The sequence below is a fragment of the Bradyrhizobium sp. SZCCHNS2022 genome, from assembly GCF_032377575.1.
GTDB classification, from domain to species: Bacteria; Pseudomonadota; Alphaproteobacteria; order Rhizobiales; family Xanthobacteraceae; genus Bradyrhizobium; species Bradyrhizobium aeschynomenes.
The window spans coordinates 6,416,137-6,435,027 of record NZ_JAUHHZ010000001.1 but is presented as its reverse complement, the minus strand read 5'-3'; the positions used below and the strand labels follow the sequence as shown (position 1 = coordinate 6,435,027).

Annotated in this window: 17 protein-coding genes and 1 pseudogene; 8 read left to right on the top strand and 10 right to left on the bottom strand. The window is 66.7% G+C overall.

The genetic code is table 11. The features are described 5' to 3' along the window. Positions 1-8 precede the first annotated feature (8 nt). Positions 9-962, bottom strand: a complete 954-nt coding sequence (locus tag QXZ94_RS28780; protein ID WP_315724104.1) for an AraC family transcriptional regulator — start codon at positions 960-962, stop codon at positions 9-11. A 60-nt stretch (positions 963-1,022) separates the two neighbouring features. Further along, on the bottom strand, positions 1,023-1,772 hold the full coding sequence (locus QXZ94_RS28775) for an SDR family oxidoreductase (RefSeq protein WP_315724102.1): 750 nt from the start codon (positions 1,770-1,772) through the stop codon (positions 1,023-1,025). A gap of 138 nt (positions 1,773-1,910) precedes the next feature. Here QXZ94_RS28775 and QXZ94_RS28770 point away from each other — a divergent pair, with 138 nt between their 5' ends. The 3 genes and pseudogenes from QXZ94_RS28770 to QXZ94_RS28760 form a co-directional block, all read left to right on the top strand. Then, positions 1,911-3,488: a winged helix-turn-helix domain-containing tetratricopeptide repeat protein gene (locus QXZ94_RS28770; RefSeq protein ID WP_315724100.1), complete on the top strand. Its 1,578-nt coding sequence runs from the start codon at positions 1,911-1,913 to the stop codon at positions 3,486-3,488. 250 nt (positions 3,489-3,738) lie between these two features. Next, positions 3,739-3,969: a helix-turn-helix domain-containing protein gene (locus QXZ94_RS28765; RefSeq protein WP_315726599.1), complete on the top strand. Its 231-nt coding sequence runs from the start codon at positions 3,739-3,741 to the stop codon at positions 3,967-3,969. Positions 3,970-4,048: 79 nt separating this feature from the next. Then, positions 4,049-4,237: pseudogene (locus tag QXZ94_RS28760) on the top strand (JAB domain-containing protein); the annotation flags it as partial. A 25-nt stretch (positions 4,238-4,262) separates the two neighbouring features. Here QXZ94_RS28760 and QXZ94_RS28755 read toward each other — a convergent pair. Beyond that, positions 4,263-5,123 carry a DMT family transporter gene (locus tag QXZ94_RS28755; protein WP_315724098.1) on the bottom strand — a complete coding sequence of 287 codons (861 nt, stop codon included), beginning with the start codon at positions 5,121-5,123 and terminating at the stop codon, positions 4,263-4,265. A 114-nt stretch (positions 5,124-5,237) separates the two neighbouring features. Between QXZ94_RS28755 and QXZ94_RS28750 the strand changes: the two genes are divergently transcribed. Next, positions 5,238-6,638, top strand: a complete 1,401-nt coding sequence (locus QXZ94_RS28750) for a PLP-dependent aminotransferase family protein (RefSeq protein WP_315724096.1) — start codon at positions 5,238-5,240, stop codon at positions 6,636-6,638. 49 nt (positions 6,639-6,687) lie between these two features. Here the strand turns inward: QXZ94_RS28750 and QXZ94_RS28745 are convergent, their stop codons facing one another. The 7 genes from QXZ94_RS28745 to QXZ94_RS28715 form a co-directional block, all read right to left on the bottom strand. Next, positions 6,688-7,017: a hypothetical protein gene (locus QXZ94_RS28745; RefSeq protein WP_315724094.1), complete on the bottom strand. Its 330-nt coding sequence runs from the start codon at positions 7,015-7,017 to the stop codon at positions 6,688-6,690. A 106-nt stretch (positions 7,018-7,123) separates the two neighbouring features. Further along, entirely contained in the window at positions 7,124-8,770 is a 1,647-nt protein-coding gene (locus QXZ94_RS28740) for a PAS-domain containing protein (protein WP_315726595.1), read from the bottom strand. A gap of 148 nt (positions 8,771-8,918) precedes the next feature. Next, a complete protein-coding gene (locus tag QXZ94_RS28735) occupies positions 8,919-9,515 on the bottom strand; it encodes an AprI/Inh family metalloprotease inhibitor (RefSeq protein ID WP_172111767.1) in 597 nt (198 codons plus the stop codon). Positions 9,516-9,607: 92 nt separating this feature from the next. Then, on the bottom strand, positions 9,608-10,591 hold the full coding sequence (locus QXZ94_RS28730; protein ID WP_315724092.1) for a 2-hydroxyacid dehydrogenase: 984 nt from the start codon (positions 10,589-10,591) through the stop codon (positions 9,608-9,610). After that, positions 10,591-11,397 (bottom strand): ABC transporter permease, encoded by an 807-nt coding sequence (locus QXZ94_RS28725; protein WP_315726593.1) that lies wholly within the window; start codon positions 11,395-11,397, stop codon positions 10,591-10,593. Before QXZ94_RS28725 ends, QXZ94_RS28730 begins: the two co-directional genes overlap by 1 nt. Before the next feature lie 2 nt (positions 11,398-11,399). Next, entirely contained in the window at positions 11,400-12,200 is an 801-nt protein-coding gene (locus QXZ94_RS28720; RefSeq protein ID WP_315724089.1) for an ABC transporter ATP-binding protein, read from the bottom strand. 27 nt (positions 12,201-12,227) lie between these two features. Then, on the bottom strand, positions 12,228-13,247 hold the full coding sequence (locus tag QXZ94_RS28715; protein ID WP_315724087.1) for an ABC transporter substrate-binding protein: 1,020 nt from the start codon (positions 13,245-13,247) through the stop codon (positions 12,228-12,230). Between the two features lie 81 nt (positions 13,248-13,328). Here QXZ94_RS28715 and QXZ94_RS28710 point away from each other — a divergent pair, with 81 nt between their 5' ends. The 4 genes from QXZ94_RS28710 to QXZ94_RS28695 all read left to right on the top strand — a co-directional run bounded on the left by QXZ94_RS28710 (position 13,329) and on the right by QXZ94_RS28695 (position 18,599). Further along, on the top strand, positions 13,329-14,171 hold the full coding sequence (locus QXZ94_RS28710; RefSeq protein WP_409998775.1) for a creatininase family protein: 843 nt from the start codon (positions 13,329-13,331) through the stop codon (positions 14,169-14,171). A 143-nt stretch (positions 14,172-14,314) separates the two neighbouring features. Further along, a complete protein-coding gene (locus tag QXZ94_RS28705) occupies positions 14,315-14,590 on the top strand; it encodes a hypothetical protein (RefSeq protein ID WP_172111707.1) in 276 nt (91 codons plus the stop codon). Positions 14,591-14,959: 369 nt separating this feature from the next. Continuing rightward, positions 14,960-16,945, top strand: a complete 1,986-nt coding sequence (locus QXZ94_RS28700) for a carbohydrate porin (RefSeq protein WP_315724082.1) — start codon at positions 14,960-14,962, stop codon at positions 16,943-16,945. A gap of 343 nt (positions 16,946-17,288) precedes the next feature. Then, complete coding sequence (locus QXZ94_RS28695; protein ID WP_172111709.1) at positions 17,289-18,599, top strand: hemolysin family protein; 1,311 nt, start codon at positions 17,289-17,291, stop codon at positions 18,597-18,599. The last annotated feature ends 292 nt before the right edge of the window (positions 18,600-18,891 follow it).

The window sequence follows — 18,891 nt, the reverse complement described above, 5'->3', positions numbered from 1 at the left end:
AATTGCTGCTAACGCGCCCGCCGGCGCCAATCGGTAGGGGTGTCCCCGGTCAGCCGCTTGAATGCAGCAGCAAACGCGGTCTGCGAGGCGTAGCCGAGCGCGGCCGCGACCGTGACGACGGACACGTCCGGGTCGCGCAGCATCTGCATCGCCTGCTCGAGCCGGCGCTGGCGGAGCCAGGCGTGCGGCGAGAGCCCGGTGCTTTCCTTGAAGGCGCGGCAGAAATGGAAGCGCGACAGGCCGGCGTCCGCGGCGAGCGCCGCAAGCGAGACGTCCGCGTCGCTCTCGGAGTGAAGCCGCTCGATTGCGCGCATCAGCACTCTCGGCGCCAGACCGCCGACGATGGGCTGGACCGCGGTCGGCGCGCCGGTGTGCGCGGCCAGCAGACGCGTGGCGAGGAGGTCGGTGAGTTGCTGTCTGAACAGCGAATCGAGGGCCTCGCTGCCTTCCAGGACGTCCGCCGCGCTCAGCAGCAGGCGGGACGTGATCGGGTCGGGATGCGCGGTCCGTTCCAGGAGATCGGCCGGCCTGTTGGTTTCGGCTTCGTCGGCCACACGCACCAGCGTGCTGTGCGGAAGATAGAGCTGCACGACATCGACCGGCTTCGGGATGTCCCATCGCGAGCTCGCGCCCTCGGGAATGATGATCACGACGCCGGGACGAAACGTGCCCGCCGAGACGAAACGTCCCGACCGCCGCTCCATGCGCTGAACCACGCCGTTGTAGGCCATGATGACGTGGTGGGTCATCGGCTCGACGACGTCGTGGAGCGGGTCGTGCTTCCAGTGCGTCACCCCGCCGCCGGTCGCGTCCAGTGCCATGCGAAATGGCTCGGTGCCGAGCACGCGGGCCATCTCGGCGTCCGCGAGAGGGCGGTTGGCCGACGGGCGAACGGCTTCGCGCGGTTCGGGCGCTGCCGCCGTCTCCTCTCCCTCAAGATCGTGTGGAACGGCCTTGGTCATGTTCATCTCGCACGAGGAGCGGCGTGGCGGTTGCCGGAGAGCACCGCCGGCCGCGCTGCGTTACTGGCGAAGGGAGGAAAGCCAATCGGCGAAGCGGATGACGCCGAGCCGCGGATGGTCGCCCGGCGTGAGCGATCGGTCGTCCAGCTCCGCGCCGAAATAGCGGGCGTGGATATCGGCGACGACCTTGCGCGGGTCGTTGATCGCGGCGAGGTATCTGCGGCCGAAGTCGTCGAGGCTGAGCTGCTCCGGGCCGGCCAGTTCGATGATGCCGTCGATCGGCGGGGCCAGCGTCACGGCGGCCAGCGCGGCAGCGACATCGTCCGCGGCGACCGGCTGAAACAGCGCCGGCGACAGCCGGGCGACTTGTCCATGCGTGGAGGTCGCGACGATATCGTCGGCAAATTCGTAAAACTGTGTGGCGCGGAGGATGCTGTAACGACGCCCCGAATTCCGGATAAGACGCTCTTGGGCGAGCTTGCCGCGGAAGTAACCGCAATCCGGAAGGCGATCGGTCCCGACGATGGACAGTGCGACGTGGTGCTGTACGCGCGCGGCGATTTCGGCCGCAAGGACATTGCGGGTGGACCTCATGAAGAATTCCAGAACCGCGCCGTCCTCGAACGACGGTGAATTGGCGACATCGACGACAACGTCCGCGCCCGACAGCGCGAGGTCGAGCCCGTCACCGGTGACGGCGTCGACACCCGTGCGGGGGGAGGCCTGAACAACATCGTGCCCCTTGCGGCGCAGCAAGCCGGCAAGCTTGGTCCCGATCCGGCCTGTGCCCCCGACGACAACGATCTTCATGCTGATCTTCCTCGACTTTTCCAGCCGGAGACGGCCTTATTGCGACGGCGAGGATGAGCTGATGCGGGCAGGAAAGCCTTGCGGACGGGCTGAATCGGCCTTCAATTCTCATTGGATTGTCGTCCAAGCGGAGCGGCTTTGCGTTTCCTGTTCGAAGATTTTTGCCTGGATGCGGAGCGGCGCGAGCTGACCCGTGGCTCGCAGCTCATCGCGGTCGGGCCGAAAGTTTTCGACCTTCTGCTCTACCTGGTCCGCAACAGGGATCAGGTGGTGACACGGGACGATCTGCTGACCGCCGTCTGGCAGGGTCGCATCGTCTCCGAATCGACATTGACGAGTCACGTCAACGCCGTGCGCCGGGCAGTCGGAGATAGCGGCAAGGAGCAGCGCCTGATCCGGACGATTTCGCGCAAGGGAATGCGCTTCATCGGGCAGGTCCGGCAGGACGAGGTGTCCGCCACCGCCGTAGACGCCCGATCGCATTCTTCGGCGGGCGACCAGCGGCCGACGCTGTCACTCCCGGATGCTCCCTCCGTCGCGGTGCTGCCGTTTCGTAACCTCAGCGGCGATCCCGGGCAGGACTATTTTGCGGACGGCGTCGTCGAAGATATCATCACCGCGTTGTCGCGGATCGGCTGGCTGTTCGTGATCGCCCGCAATTCGAGCTTCACCTACAAGGGACGCACCGTGAATGAGCAGCAGGTCGGCCGCGAGCTCGGCGTGCGCTACGTCGTCGAAGGCAGTGTGCGACAGTCCGCGAACCGGGTACGCATCACCGGGCAACTCGTGGACGCGACCACCGGCACTCATCTGTGGGCGGATAGGTTTGAAGAGACGATCGACGACCTTTTCGAGCTTCAGGACCAGATCGCAACCAGCATCGTCGGCGTGATCGCCTCACAACTCGAGCGCGCGGAAATCGACCGCGCCCGGCGAAAGCCGACGGGGAATCTGAGCGCGTATGATTACTATTTGCGCGCGATGCCGCATCTGCACCGCGGGACGCGCGACGCGATCGACGAGGCTTCGCTTCTGTTTCAGAAAGCGCTTTCGCTCGATCCCAGTTTTGCCTCGGCCCATGCGATGGCGGCGTGGTGCTATTGCCTGCGAAAGATCAACGGCTGGATGACCGATCAGTCCCTGGAGTTCGCCGAAGGGATCCGGCTGGCTCGTTCGGCGATCGAATTGGGCAGGGATGACGCCGTCGCGCTAACCCGCGCGGGGCATACGCTGGCCCATCTGGACGGTGATCTGGAGGGCGCGGTTGCATTGCTCGACAGGGCGCTGCTGCTCAACCCCAATCTGGCGGCGGCCTGGTTCTTGGGCGGCTTCCTGCGGGTTTTGCGCGGTGATCCCGAGAGCGCTATCGATTTCTTCACACGTGCGATGCGATTCAGCCCGCTCGATCCAGAGATGTTCCGGATGCAGGCCGGGATGGCGATGGCGCATTTGTTCGCGGAGCGTTTCGAGCTGGCTCTGTCCTGGGCCGAACGATCGTTCCGGCAATTGCCGAGTTCAGGGTTCGTCGTGCTGATCATCATCGCGTCGCACGCGCTTGCCGGGCGGATGGAGCAGGCGAAAGACGCAGCCGCGCATTTGCTCAAGCTGCATCCCGCGTTTCGGATGTCCAATCTGGAGAATTGGATACCGATCCAGCGGCCTGAGCATCGGGCTACGTTCAAGAAGGGGCTGCGGCTGGCGGGCCTGCCGGAGTGAGAGCGCAGCTTTGCGACCCGTCAATCGATCGCTGAGGTGTGCTTCTGGCCTGAAGCTGACGATATCACTCATCGAAATGAGATGCGGTTTCTTGAGCACAACGGACATCGCGACGCTAGATCGAAGTGGACGATACGCCTTTGTACCGCCGTTCGCTTTCTCTTTCACTATCCACGAGTGCGTCTGGCTATCGAGCGCCGCTGGGACCGGAAAATACTGCATTCATGGTCGCGTGATCGGGAGTGATGCAATGGAGGATCGAAAATACCTGACACCGGAGGAAGTTTCGGATCGCTACCGTGGCGCAGTGAGCGTCGGAACACTCCGGAACTGGCGAGCAATGCGCGTTGGGCCGGCCTTCGTCAAAATCGGGAAAGCGGTCCTATATCCGATTGGTGAACTCGACGCGTGGGACAAGAGAAACACGGTGTCCTGCCGTGCGCCAGGACGGTCGCCGGTGACTGGGCATGATCAGGCGTGATGATCACGATTTGTCGCGCGCTACCGTCCCCACTCTCCGTCCCCCGTTGATGGGGGATCTTCCAAAGTTCTCGTTCTGTCAGTTATTTAGCTGCAGCGCTGTGCTCATGCACAACCATCCCTCCGGCGACCCGACGCCGTCGCAGGCGGACATCCGCATGACCAAGACCATCGTCGACATCGCCAAGCCGCTCGGCATCACCGTGCACGACCACATCATCGTCGGCAGGAACGGCCATACCAGCCTGAAGAGCATCGGGGTGATGTGACGTCGCGCGGACGATCGCGATGCCGTCATGCCCAGCGGCGCGCCATCCCGACACACAGCACGACGATCGCGGCTGCGCCGATCATGCCGGCGGACACCGGCTCATCCAGCAGCAGGCTCGCAAAGGCGAGGCCGAGAAACGGTTGCAGCAGCTGCAGCTGCCCGACGGTCGCGGTGCCGCCGCGCGCGAGGCCGCGGTACCAGAACGCGAAGCCGATGAACATGCTGAAGACCGAGACATAAGCGAGGCCGAGCCAAGCTGCCGCCGTGATGTCACGAGACGCGCCGGGCCATGTCAGCACGGTGAGCAGCAGCATCAGCGGCGACGACAGCACCAGCGCCCACGAGATCACCTGCCAGCCGCCGATCTGCCGCGTCAGCATCGCGCCTTCCGCATAGCCGATTCCGCAGACGACGATCGCCGCGATCATCGCGACGTCGCCGATCGGTGAGGCCACGCCGTCCTGCGACAGCGCGAAGCCGGAGACGGCGGCGGCGCCGAGCGCCGCGAACAGCCAGAACAGCGGGCGCGGCCGCTCGCCGCCGCGCAGCACGCCGAACAGCGCGGTCGACAGCGGCAGCAACCCGACGAACACGATCGCATGCGCCGAGGTAATGTGCTGGAGCGCGAGCGCGGTCAGCAGCGGAAAGCCTGCGACGACGCCGAGCGACACGATGGCGAGCGGGAGCAGATGGCGCCGGGCCGGACGCGGCTGCCGCAGCAGAGCGAGACAGAGCGCGGCCAGCACGGCCGCGAGCGTCGCCCGCGCGCCGGTCAGGAACAGCGGCGGGAAGCCGTCCAGCGCGGCCCGCGTCGCCGGCAGCGAGCCGCTGAAGATCGTCATCCCGATGGCGCCGCTGCCCCAGCCCTCGACCGATCCCTTCATGGTGATTCCTCCTTCAAGGCACCGTCTGCATAGCCGGCGCCGACTTGCCGCGGGAGGCACGGATCAATACAATTTGGTCAAACTGTACTGACTAAGTGGGCAATACACTTGACGATGAGCAGCGCCGAATCGCACCCCTGCGGCCCCCGCACCGCCCTTGTGATCGCGGCCGTCCGGCACCGGCTGGCGACGCGCGCGCTCGGTCCAGGCCAGCGCCTGCCGTCGATCCGCGCCTTTGCCGCGACCATGGGCGTGTCGCCGGCGACGGTCGTCGAGGCCTATGACCGGCTGGCCGCCGAGGGCGTGATCCGCGCCCGGCGCGGCTCGGGCTTCTATGTGGCCGACAGCGCGCTGCCGCCGCTGGCGCTCGCGGGGACCGAGTCGCGCCGGCCGCGGGCGATCGATCCGTTCTGGGTGTCTCGGCAGTCGCTCGATGCCGATGCCAGGACGCTCACGCCAGGCTGCGGCTGGCTGCCGGCGGCGTGGATGCCGCAGGACGCGTTGCGCCGTGCGATCAGGAGCCTGGCCCGCCGCGACGGTCCCGTCCTGAGCGACTATGGCGGCACGCGCGGATCGGCTGCGCTGCGGCGGGTGTTGCAGGCCCGGCTCGCCGGTCTCGGCATCGACGCCTTCAGCGAGCAATTGCTGCTGACGGCATCGGGCACGCAGGCGATCGACCTGATCTGCCGCATGCTGCTGCGGCCCGGCGACACGGTGCTGGTCGACGACCCCTGCTATTTCAACTTCCTGGCGCTGCTGCGCGCGCATCAAGCTCGGATCGTCAGCGTGCCCATGACCCCGACCGGGCCCGACATCGCGCAGTTCGAGGCCGTGCTCGCGACCGAGCGGCCGCGGCTCTACATCACCAATTCCGGCCTGCACAATCCGACCGGCGCCACGCTGTCGCTGCAGACCGCGCACCGGCTGCTCAACGCCGCCGCCGCCCATGACATGACCATCATCGAGGACGACATCTATGGCGACTTCGAGCCGGAGCCGTCGCCGCGGCTTGCCGCGCTCGACGGGCTGAGGCGGGTGATCCTGATCGGCAGCTTTTCGAAGACGCTGTCGGCGTCGGTGCGATCAGGCTACATCGCGGCGCGGCCGGACTGGATCGAGCCGCTGATCGACCTGCAGATTGCGACCGGCTTCGGCGGCCCCGGACAATTCGCCGCGGAGACCCTGGCGCAGGTGCTGACCGGCGGCAGCTATCGCAAGCACATCGAGGAGCTGCGCGCGCGTCTGGCGCGGGCGCGGCCGCGCGTGGCGGCACGGCTGCAACGCCTCGGCATCACGCCATGGCTGATGCCGCGCGGCGGCTTTCATCTGTGGTGCAGGCTGCCTGAGGAATGCGTGGCGACCGACATCGCCCAGGCGGCGCTGGCCGACGACGTGGTGCTGGCGCCGGGCAACGCGTTCAGCGCCGCGCAATCAGCTGGCGCGATGATGCGCTTCAACGTCGCCCATTGCGAGGATACGCGCATCATGGCCGCGCTGGAGCGCGCGATGACTTGATCGGCTGCGCGGCGGCGCGCAGCGATCATGTCTGGCCGGTGAGCGGCGCTTAGTAGCAGTAGCGGGGATGCGCGCGGACCCAGGAGCCGTCGCCGCGCTGCAGATAGCAGCCGTTGCGATACGCGTAGTAGCCGCCGCGGCGCCGCTCGCCGTCGGCCGCAATCGCAGCGCCGGTCCCGGCGCCGATGACCGCGCCGATCGCAGCCCCGCGCCCGCCGCCGATCGCGCCGCCCAGGATCGCACCTCCCGCACCGCCGAGGATCGCGCCGCCGAGCACGTCTTGCGCAGCCGCCTGATGCAGCGGCGCGATGGTTGCCAAGGTCAGCAGCGCCGCAGCACTGCAGCGGGTGGCAAAGGAAATCCCCAGACGTCGGGTCATGAACAGGCCTCCGTTCCGGACACGCTATTCCGCCCGGCCGGGCCGTTCTTGATGCAGATCAAGGCGCAGTCAAGGCAGGGGATTCCGGGTTCCTGCGGCTCGGCCGTCATGCCGCGGCGCGCTGATCCGCCGTGCGATCCTCGATGATGTTGAGCAGGAATTTCGGCTCGCCTTCGCCGATCGAGATAGGCAGCCGGCGCACCACCACATCACGGATGCGGTTACCCGGCATCTCGACGCTGTGCGCCTTCGGAGTCTGATCGGTCTCATCGGCAAGCAGTTGACGATCGAAGGTCTCGATCAGGGTGCATGTCGGCTCGGGAAACAGGTCGCGCGCCGCGCGGCCGATGATCTCGGACCGCGGCAGGCCGAACAGGACCTCCGTGGCGCGATTGACGAACACATAGCGCAGCGACTGCGCGTCCTTCGCCACCACCGCCTGCGGGATGTTCTCGAGCAGCGCGGCGAGGAAGTACTCGGCCCGCGCCAGGATCCGCTCGTTGCGCCGCTGCGCCGTGAAATCCTCATGCGTGGCGATCCAGCCGCCGCCAGCCATCGGACGCTCGGAGATACGGATGATGCGACCGTCGGCGAGCTCGACCTCCACGATCTCGGCCCTGCCCTCCTTCATGCGCTGTCTCAGGGCGGCGAGAAAATCGGACGGCTTCTCGCGCAACAGCCCGAGCTTGGCGCGATGCGCGAGGATCTCGCGCACATGCGCACCGGGCTTCGCAATCGAAGCGGGCACGCCGTAGAGCTTGCGGTACTGCTCGTTGACCATCAGCACGTAGCCGAAGCTGTCGAGCATGATCAGGCCCTGGGCCATGTTGGCGACCGCGGCGTCGAGGCGCTGCTGGCTGCTGATCGCGCCCTGCTCCAGCTGCTCGTGCTGGCGCAGGATGTCCGTGTATTGGCGCTCGATCTCGACCTCGTGCTCTTCGAGCTCCTGGAGGCGGAAGGCGCCGTTCTGATAGGTCTCGACCGCCTGCGCGACCCGACCGATCTCGTCATGCCGTCGCGCATGCGGAATCTTCAGCTTGATACGGCCGGCGGCGATGCGGTCGGTGACGCGGGCGATGTCGAGCAGCGGCATCAGCACGCCCCAGCGCAGCGCCAGCGCGGCTGCGGCGATCAGCGCCACGATGAGCAGGCCGAGCCCGCCGAGAAAGTACGACGCCACGCCGCGCGCGTCGGCGGTCTCGCCGAGTTCGCGGGTTCGGGCGGCGTAGAGCCGGGACAATTTCTCGAGATCCTCGTTGAGCGCGGTGCGCACCGCGCGGTTCTCGTCGTTGTCGCCGAGCTCACGCGCCGCCGACGAGCCGATCGAGATGGTCCGGCGCGCCATTTCGGTGCGGAAGGCGATGAACTGGTCGATCCGCATCCTGAACGGGGCGAACAGCGCGGCATCCGCCTCGGTGACCTGGGCCTCCCACTCCTCGACCACCTTGGCCAGCTGCGCGAGCTTTCCGAGCTGCGCATCGGCGTAGCGCCGCGCGACGTTGCGATCCAGCGACATGTAGATGCCGCGCGATTCCATCACCACGGCGTAGATCAGCGCATTGGTGCGCTCGATGTTGCGCGATGCGACGGCGAGCTGCTCGAGCCGCTCGTAGAACAGCCGCTGCTCACGCAGCGCCGAGAGCGCGCCCAATGTCGACAGCATCACGAGCACGGCGAAGGCGGCGGCGGCCGCGGAGATCGTGTCGTTGAGGCTGAACGATGGCAGCGACGTGGTGAACCTGCGCAACGGCATCTGCATGGCTGGCTCCCGGCTCTGGGACAACCATCACACGCAGTATCCGTAAACAACACGTTCCAAGCGCAGCGATTGGACGCAACGAAACGTTAACCCGGGGTTGCGCAATCGTTAACGCCGCTGCCGGGCGGCGCAGCGCTCCGCCTCACTGCCGCAGCATGATCAAGGGATTGGCGCTGTCCGGCACCAGCCGCCACTGCGCATTGTCGTCGGCCTCGAACCGCCAGGTCTCGCCGCGAGCCGACATCAGCATCATCTGGCCGTGCTCCAGCCGCCACTGCGTCGGCGCGAAAGCCGCGATCGCGGCATCGCATTTGGGCTTCACGAACACCTGGAAATTGTCATTGCCGGCCTCGGTGTTGGTCAGCACCAGGCTGCAGATCGTGACGCCATTGCCGCGGACCATGGCCCAGTCGCCGATCATCTGGTCCATTGACTTGGCCAGCGACCGCGCCGCCGCCAGGTTCTGCAGGATGTAGACACCCTCGCCCTGGCGCAGGCCTTCGAAGATGCCGGCCTCGACCTCGGTGAAGTCGAGCACCGACTCGCCATTGGCTGCCTGCAGGCTGACGATGTCGAGACCCTTCACGTTCCAGCCGGCGATGTCCTTGGTGAAGGGCAGCGCGGTGGCGCAGCTCGGCTCCAGCTCGAGCTTCTGCCCGTGCGGCGCCGCATCCGGCTTCAAGGTCACGACGCAGGTCTTGCTGCGCTCGGTGGTCGCGAGCTCCCACTGCCCGATCATCGCCTTCTTCAGGCTGGTCGCATCCTGCGCAATGGCGGGAATGCTTGCCGCCGTTGCGAGCAGCGCGATCAGGAGCGGGAGCGCACGTGTCATCAGCGGCCTTTCACCGGCGTTTCCGGAACGGGCGTCAGCGGCGGCTTGCCGGCGAACCAGACCTTGAGATTGTCGACCACCAGCTGATCCATCGCGTTGCGGGTTACGATGGCAGCCGAGCCGATGTGTGGCAGCAGCACGACATTGTCCATCGCCTTGAGCGCATCGGGCACCGCCGGCTCCTTCTCGAACACGTCGAGACCGGCCGCGAGGATCGTGCCGGACTTCAGCGCGTCCACCAGCGCGGGCTCATCGATCACCGAGCCGCGGGCGACGTTGACCACGACGCCGCGCGGGCCCAGCGCCTTAAGCACCTCGGCGTTGACGATCCTGTTGGTGCCGGCGCCGCCGGGCACGATCACGACCAGCGTGTCGACATCCTTCGCCATCGCCAGCAGGTCGGGATAATGCTTGTTGGCGACGCCGGCGGCCGGGTTGCGCGAGTGATAGACGACGGGGACCAGCGAGGCTTCCAGCCGGCGTGCGATCGCCTGGCCGATGCGGCCCATGCCGACCATGCCGACGGTGCGGTCGCGCAGCGAGCCGACGCTGAGCGGATAAGGCTTGGAGGTCCACTCGCCCGAACGCACGAAACGGTCGGCCTTGATGAACTCGCGGCAGGTGGCGATCAACAGACCCATCGCGACGTCGGCGACCTCCTCGGTCAGCACGTCAGGCGTGTTGGTGACGACGATGCCGTGCTGTCCGGCGTGCGCAGCCGCAATGTGATCGTAGCCGACGCCGAAGCTCGCGATCATCTCGAGCTTCGGCAGCATCGCCATGACGGCGGCATCGGTCTTGACGGTGTGGAAGGTGACGGCAACGCCGCGGATGCGGCCCTTCACCTCCGCCGGCAGCGCTTCGAGATCGGCCTGCGTCGTCGCATGGTGCACGTTGAAGCTGTCCGGGAACCCGTTCTCCAGGATCGGCCGCAGCGGCCCATAGATCAGAACATCGACCTTGTCAGACGAAGTGGCCGCCATCAGTTATCCTTTCCAAGAGCACTCTCGTGCCAGCGCCGCAAAACGAGGTGCGAAACTAGCGCCAGCAAGCCATAGATGACAATCCCGGCAACCGACAGCAGCACCAGCGCGGCAAACATGCGGGGTATGTTGAGACGATAGCCGGATTCCGCGATGCGATAGGCAAGACCCGATCCGGCACCGGCGCTGCCGGCCGCGATCTCGGCGACAACGGCGCCGATCAGCGACAGGCCGCCGGCGATGCGCAGGCCCCCGAGAATGTAGGGCAGCGCGGCCGGCAGCTTCAGATAGCGCAAGGTCTGCCAGCGCGAGGCGCCGTAGAGCTGGAACAGTCCGGCGAGATTGCGGTCGAGCGAGTTGAGCCCGAGCGCGGTGTTGGACAGCACCGGGAAGAAGCCGACGATCCAGGCGCACACGACCACCGCCGTCTGCTGCGGAAGATAGATGAGCAGCAAGGGTGCGATCGCGATGACCGGCGTGACCTGCAGCACCACGGCATAGGGAAACAGCGCCCATTGCAGCCATCTCGACTGGTTGAACAGCAGCGCCAGCGCGATGCCGCCGAGCGCGGCGGCGATGAAGCCTTCGAGCGTCGTGATCAAGGTCGTCAGCAGCGACTGCGCCAGAATGTCCCAGTCGGCGACCAGCGTCTTCAGCACCAGCAGCGGACCCGGCAGCACGTAAGGCGGGATGCCGTTGATGCGCACGGCGAGCTCCCACGCGGTCATCGCGGCGACGAAGACGATCGCGGGAACGGCGAGGCTCGCAAGCCGCGCGCCGGAGACGGCCGATGCCCGATCCTGCACGCTCACAGCGCATGCACTCCGGTGTAGGCCGGCGCGAGCGCATCGGAGACGCGGCGGCAATACGCGGCATAGTCCGGCGAGGCGCGGAACGCATCATCGCGCACATCCGCATCGATCGCGATTTCGTCGCCGAGCCGGCCGGGCCGCGCCGTCATCACCAGCACGCGTTGCGACAGATAGACCGACTCGAACACCGAATGAGTGACGAACAGGACGGTCATGTTGAGGCGCCGCCACAAGTCGAGCAGATCGTCATTGAGGCGAAAGCGCGTGATCTCGTCGAGCGCTGCGAATGGCTCGTCCATCAAGAGGATGTCCGGCTGAGTCACCAGCGCCCGCGCCAGCGACGCCCGCATCTTCATGCCGCCGGACAGTTCGCGCGGGAAGGCGTCGGCGAAATCGGCAAGGCCGACCTGCGCCAGCGCCGCATCGACCCGCGGCCGGGCCTCGGCGGCCGGCACATGCGCGAGCTTGAGCGGCAGGCCGACATTGTCGCGCACGCTGGTCCAGGGCATCAAGGTCGGCTCCTGGAACACGAAGCCGATGCGATGGCCGGGATGCGTCTCGGACGACGCCGCCGCGATCTCGACTGTTCCCGCAGTCGGCCCGGCCAGCCCCGCGATCAGCCGCAGCGCCGTCGACTTGCCGCAGCCGGAGGGGCCGAGCAGGGAGACGAACTCGCCCCTGCCGATCGCGACATCGATCGGCCCCAGCGCCGCGACGCCGGACTCGTAGACCTTGGTGACGGCGCGCAGCCGCACGGCGATATCGGCGGCGCGCGCGGACGAAGGGGGCAAGCTCATCTGCTGACCGCGCCGCTGCGAGGCGTCCTACTTCTTCGGCCGGAGATCGATGCCGACGCCCTTGTTGACGAAGCGCAGCGTGTAGGACTTGCGATAGTCGAGCGTCGGCTTGACCACGCCGGCGCGCACCATCTTGTCGAAGAAGCTGGTGACGCGCTCCTCGGTCATGGCGCCGATGCCCTTGTCCATGCTGTCGCCGGAATCGACGATGCCGTACTCCTTCATCTTGGCGACCGAATAGGCCAGCAGGTCGTCGGTCATCTCCGGGTTCATCTTCTTGATCAGCGCATTGCCCGCGGAGTTGTCGCCATAGATGTAGGTGTACCAGCCGATGATCGAGGCATCGACGAAGCGCTGCACCAGATCGGGCTTGCTCTCGATCAGGTCGCGCCGCGTCTCGATCAGGGTCGAATAGGTGTTGAAGCCGTTGTCGGCGAGCAGGATCACGCCGGGCTTGAAGCCGGCGGCGCGCTCGACCGCAAAGGGCTCGGACGTGACATAGCCCTGCATGGCGCTCTGCGCGGTGGCGATGAAGGGCTGCGGATTGAAAGTGTAGGGCCGGACGTTCTTCTCGGAGAAGCCGTATTCCGATTTCAGCCATTGATAGTAGCTGGAGATGCCTTCCTTGGAGACGAACAGCGTCAGCGGCTTCAGCTCCTCGAGCTTGGTGATCCTGGATTCCGGATGCGTCAGGAATACCTGCGGGTCCTTCTGGAACATCGCGGCGATCGACACGACAGGTACGTTGTTGGCGACGGCGTCGAACGCCATCAGCGTGTTCGCGGCCATGAAGAACTCGATCTTGCCGGAGATCAGCAGCATGCGGTTGTTCTCGTTGGGGCCGCCGGGCACGATCGTCACGTCGAGGCCGTAGCGCTTGTAGGTGCCGTCGGCGACCGCCTGGAAGAAGCCGCCATGCTCCGCTTCGGCGACCCAATTGGTGCCGAACGAGACCTTGTCCAGCGTCTGGGCCTGGGCCCCCGAGATCAGTCCGGCTACGACCAGCGATGCCGCCATTAACGTTCGCGACAGAAGCGACTGCGCCATGTCTGGTCTCCCCGGTTCTTTCTGGCTGAACAATGTTAAGATCAATGGAGCGATAACTACCCTGCCCGACGGACGAAGGAAATGGCCCGCGCGATGACCCCGCCGCCCCGCGACTGGACCGAGCTGCATTGGCCTGATCTGGGAACGTCAGATCCGGGAACGTCGGAGACCGCGCGCTGGATCGCGGTGCTGCCGCTTGCCGCCACCGAGCAGCACGGGCCGCATCTGCCCGTGGGCACCGACGTCCACATCGCCGAAGCCTATCTTGCGCGTGTCCGCGCGCTGCTGCCGCCGGCGCTGCCGGTGACGGTCCTGCCGGTGCAGCCGATCGGACTCTCGACCGAGCACATCGACTATCCGGGCACGCTGACCCTGCCGACCGAGGTCGCGCTGCAGAGCTGGCGTGCGCTCGGCGACAGCGTCGCGCGCGCCGGATTGAGAAAGCTCGTCATCGTCACCAGCCACGGCGGCAACAGCGCCGCGATGAGTCTGGTGGCGCAGGACCTGCGCGCCGCGCATCGCATGCTGGTGGTGACGACGTCGTGGTCACGCTTCGGCGCGCCCGACGGCCTGTTCTCGGCCGACGAGCTGCGCCACGGCATCCATGGCGGCGCGGTCGAGACCTCGATCATGCTGGCCCGCCATCCGCAGCTGGTGCGCAGCGAAGCGATCACCGACTTCGCATCGTCGGGCCTCGTGATGGAGCAGGCCAATCGCGTGCTGTCGACGCAGCGGCCGGCGCCGATGGCCTGGCAGACGCAGGATCTGAATGCGAGCGGCGCGGTCGGCGATGCCACGCAGGCGTCGGCCGAGAAGGGCGAGCGCATCCTCGACCACGGCGCCCGCGCCTTCTGTGCGCTGTTGCAGGACATCGATAACTTCGACGTGAACGCGCTCGGCGGCGGCCCTCTGGCAGGCCGCTGAATCGAACCCAAGCCGTTGGATTTCCTCATCGATTACGAAGGCGGCCCAGCCATTGCCGGGTGATTCGAACCGCTTTCGAAAAGGCTCCGTCCAATTGTGCAAGCGGCCAGGACCGGCCGCCCCAACGCAAAACGGAGCCTTCCATGTCCATCAAGACCAAGCTCGCCGCCCTCGCAATTGCCGCTCTCGCCGTCACCGGCAGCATCGCCGCCACCGCCTCTCCCGCCGAAGCCCACGGCTTCCATCATCGCTGGGGTTGGGGCGTCGGTGCAGGCCTCGTCGGAGCCGCCGTCGTCGGCAGCGCGATCGCCGCCAGCAATGACGGCTACTATCAGGGCGGCTATCGCTACTGCCGCTGGGTGCCGCAGTATGACATCTACGGCCAGTATGTCGGCCGCGCCCGGGCCTGCGGCTATTGATGTCGGGGCGGTCGCCGTCGCGAGCCGCTCGCCCCGGCCCGCGACAGAGCCCCGCCGATCCGCCTTGCTCCTCGGCGCTGAGGCGGGGTCCCCTCCGCAACCGATCTGCCCCACCACAGCCCGCCCGGCCGCCCCGGGCGGGCTGTTTGTTGCATGAACGCCACACCCGCTGGACAGGATGACACGGAGCCGGCGCCAATCTTGCTGTTGCAAATTAATTGCAATAGAAATCATCCACAAATTGCCGCTCCTCGTCCACACTTCCGATCGAGCATGGACGAATCCGTAATCTTATCGTGACTGTGCGCGGGCAATGAGGTTCTGACTTCATTCCGTGTCGTGTGCTTTGCCTTTGGAGACCCCGCCGCCATGATCCGCTCCAACCGTACGAGAGAGATGATTGGGGCCGGCGCCGTGATCGTGTCGCTCGCCTCGCCCGCCGTTGCGGCCGACCTCCCGGTCAAGTCCCGCATCGCGCAGGCCGTGTTCGACTGGACCGGCCTCTATGTCGGCGTCCACGCCGGCTACACCCGGGATCATGCCCAGGCCACGCTGACCGATCCGACCGGTGCGGTCAGCGCCGGCAGTCCGTTCAGCGGCCTCACCGGCGGCGTCCAAGCCGGCTACAACCGGGTCACCCGCTCCGGGCTGCTGCTCGGGCTCGAGGGCGATTTCAGCTTTCCGAACTATCTCACCTCCAACCACACCGTCGCGATGCTCGGCACGCCCGGCTCGAACGTGTCGGAGCTGTGGGACTATGTCGCCACCGCGCGCGGCCGCGTCGGCTACGTCAGAGGCGACTGGCTGCTCTATGCCACCGGCGGCCTCGCCTGGACCGGCGGCCGCTTCCTCAACAGCAACGCGGCCGGCGACACCGAGAAGCTGCTGACGACGCGGCTCGGCTGGGCCGTCGGCGCCGGCATCGAGCGCAGCTTTGCGCCGCATTGGAGCTGGCGCCTCGAATATCTCTACAGCCATTTCGAGAACGGCGGCGTCCGCTTCTCCAACGGGGCCAGCTACAACTCGCAGCTCGATTTCCAGACCCTGCGCGTCGGGCTCAACCGCAAGCTCGACTTCGCTGATGGCCCCGAGCTCAAGCTCAAGAACGATCCGTCCGATACGGAATCGGACCGCTGGGAGATTCACGGCCAGGCGACCGTAATCGGCCAGGGCTATCCCGCGTTCCGTGCCGCCTATACCGGCCAGAACAGCCTCACCCCCGCGCGGCAGTTCCAGCAGACCTGGAGCAACAGCCTCTATCTGAACGCGCGGCTGTGGGACGGCGGCGAGGTCTACTACAATCCCGAGCTGCTGCAGGGCTTCGGCCTCAGCAACACGGTCGGGCTCGGCGGCTTTGCCAACGGCGAGGCACAGAAGTCCGACTTCCCCTATCCGCACTACAACACCTCGCGCCTGTTCCTGCGCCAGACCTTCGGCTTCGGCGGCGAGCAGGAGCTGCTCGGCTCCGGCCAGCTGCAGCTCTCCGGCAAGCAGGACATTTCGCGGCTCACCTTCCAGATCGGCAAGTTCGCCGTGCTCGACGTGTTCGACGGCAACGCCTACGCCAAGGACGCCCGCAAGGACTTCATGAACTGGTCGGTCTGGGCGCCCGGCGCCTTCGACTATGCCGCCGACAAGCTCGGCCTGACCTACGGCGCCACCGCCGAGCTGAACCAGAAGAACTGGGCGCTGCGCGCCGGCTATTTCATGGTCGGCGCCGAATCGAACTCGAACAGTTTCGACCAGCGGGTCTTCCGCCGCGGCAGCTACGTCGTCGAGCTGGAGACGCGCTACCAGCTGTTCTCGCAGCCCGGCCACCTGCGCACCATCGGCTGGTTCAACAACAGCTTCTCCGGCAGCTATCGCGAGACGCTCGACAATCCCGCTGTTAACCTCGACATCAGCCAGACCCGCCGCGGTCGCAGCAAATACGGCTATGTCGTCAGCTTCGACCAGGCGCTGACGGACGATGTCGGCCTGTTCGGACGCTGGAGCTGGAACGACGGCAAGACCGAGATCATGGCGTTCACCGACATCGATACCAGCCTGTCACTGGGCAGCTCGATCAAGGGCACCCGCTGGGGCCGCCCCGACGACACGATCGGCATCGCCGGTGTCAGCAACGGCCTGTCGCGCGACCACCGCGCCTTCCTCGCCGCCGGCGGCCTCGGCCCGCTGATCGGCGACGGCGCGCTGAACTATCGCCGCGAGAGCATCATCGAGGCCTACTACTCCTATTCGATCAGCAAATACCTGACCTTCACGGCCGACTATCAGTTCGTCAACAACCCCGCCTACAACGCCGACCGCGGCCCGGTGTCGATCTTCTCGGGCCGGCTGCACGGGGATTTTTGAGCGGCGGACTGAGCCGGTCAGCCAAACCAGGCTCAAGGCGAGTTAGCGCCCCCCATCGCACGGCACAATCGCTGTCGTCCCGGCCTTGAGCCGGGACCCATACCGCGGACGCGATCGAGGGAACGCCACTGCCAGTTGCCTGCCTCATCCGGGCCGGTGGCTCTGGGTCCCGGCTCAAGGCCGGGACGACGACGGAGGACTGAGCACCACGGGTGCGCCAAACTGACCCGCCGTCCGCGCGTTCCCCCACGCTCCCGCCGCAACGCAGCAATGGGCGGCCGCCCTCCCCATATGCTAGGACCTGTCCCCATCCCGCCCGTTTCGGGCGCCAGACCAGGTCGCAATGCTGTCCGTCGAACTCTCGATCATCGTCGTCCTCATCGTCGTCAACGGCCTGTTGTCGATGTCCGAACTCGCGATCGTGTCGTCCCGGCCGGCCCGGCTGGCGATGCTGGCCGAGAAGGGCATTTCCGGCGCCCGCCGCGCGCTGACCTTGGCGTCCGATCCCGGCCGGTTCCTGTCGACGGTGCAGATCGGCATCACCCTGGTCGGCGTGCTCTCCGGCGCCTTCTCGGGCGCCACGCTGGGCCAGCGCCTGACGCAATGGCTGCTGGAACTCGGAATGAGCGCCTCCGCCGCCGACATCGTCGGCGTCGGCCTCGTCGTCACCATCATCACCTACGCCACCCTCATCGTCGGCGAGCTGGTGCCGAAGCAGCTGGCGCTGCGCGATCCCGAGGCGATTGCGGTTCGCGTTGCTCCGGCCATGCAGGTTCTGGCCAAAGTGTCGCTACCGCTGGTCGTGCTGCTCGATCTCTCCGGCAAGCTGATCCTGGCGCTGCTCGGCCGCTCCGGCGACGCCGAGGAGAAGGTCTCGGAGGCGGAAATCCATCATCTGGTGCGCGAGGCCGAGACCGCCGGCGTGCTCGAGCCCGGCGAGAAGGAGATGATCGCCGGCGTGATGCGGCTCGGCGATCGCCCGGTCGGCGCGATCATGACGCCGCGGCCCGAGGTGGACGTGGTCGATCTCAACGACGATCCCAAGGTGATCCGCGAGTTGCTTGCCAAGAGCCCGCATTCGCGCCTGCCGGTCTCCGACGGAGAGCGCGACCGCCCCATCGGCGTGCTCCAGGCCAAGGATCTGCTGGCCGCGTATCTGCGCGACGAGACGCCGGATCTGCGCAGCCTGGTGCGCGAGGTGCCGATCATTCCCTCCACCGTCGATGCGCGCGACGTGATCGCGATCCTGAAAGTGGCGCCCGTGCATATGGGGCTGGTTCACGACGAATACGGCGCGTTCGAAGGCGTCGTCACCGCGGCCGACATTCTGGAATCGATCGTCGGCGCATTCTCCTCCGAGGAAGGCCCGCCCGAGCCCGCCTGCGTCCGCCGCGACGACGGCTCGCTGCTGGTCTCCGGCTGGATGCCGCTCGACGAGTTCGCCGACGTTCTCGCCATCGAGGTCCCGCCGCATCGCGGCTACCACACCGTCGCCGGCCTCGTGCTGCAGCACTTCGGCAGCGTGCCCGAGGTCGGCCACAGCTTCGAGCTGCAAGGCTGGCGCTTCGAGATCATCGACCTCGACGGCCGCCGCATCGACAAGATCCTGGCGACGAAGCTCGCGCCCGAGGGCGGCGAGCCGAATGTGGGGTAGCTGAGTTCCTTCTCTCGCCGCACGGACGGTGCACTCCCTCTCCCCGTTCTTCACGGGGAGAGGGTCGGGGTGAGGGGCAACCACACGGGTGGTGCCGCCCTCGAGCACCGGCATACGAGTCCGATGGAGCCTTGATGCGGCCCCGCTTGTGCCATGCCCCTCACCCGGATTGCTTCGCAATCCGACCTCTCCCCGCAAAGAGCGGGGAGAGGTGCACCGTGCCGCTGCGCTCTACATTTACAAACGAGCGATGACCGATTCGCCCGTCGGGCAGAGGGCTGGTGTCGAATGC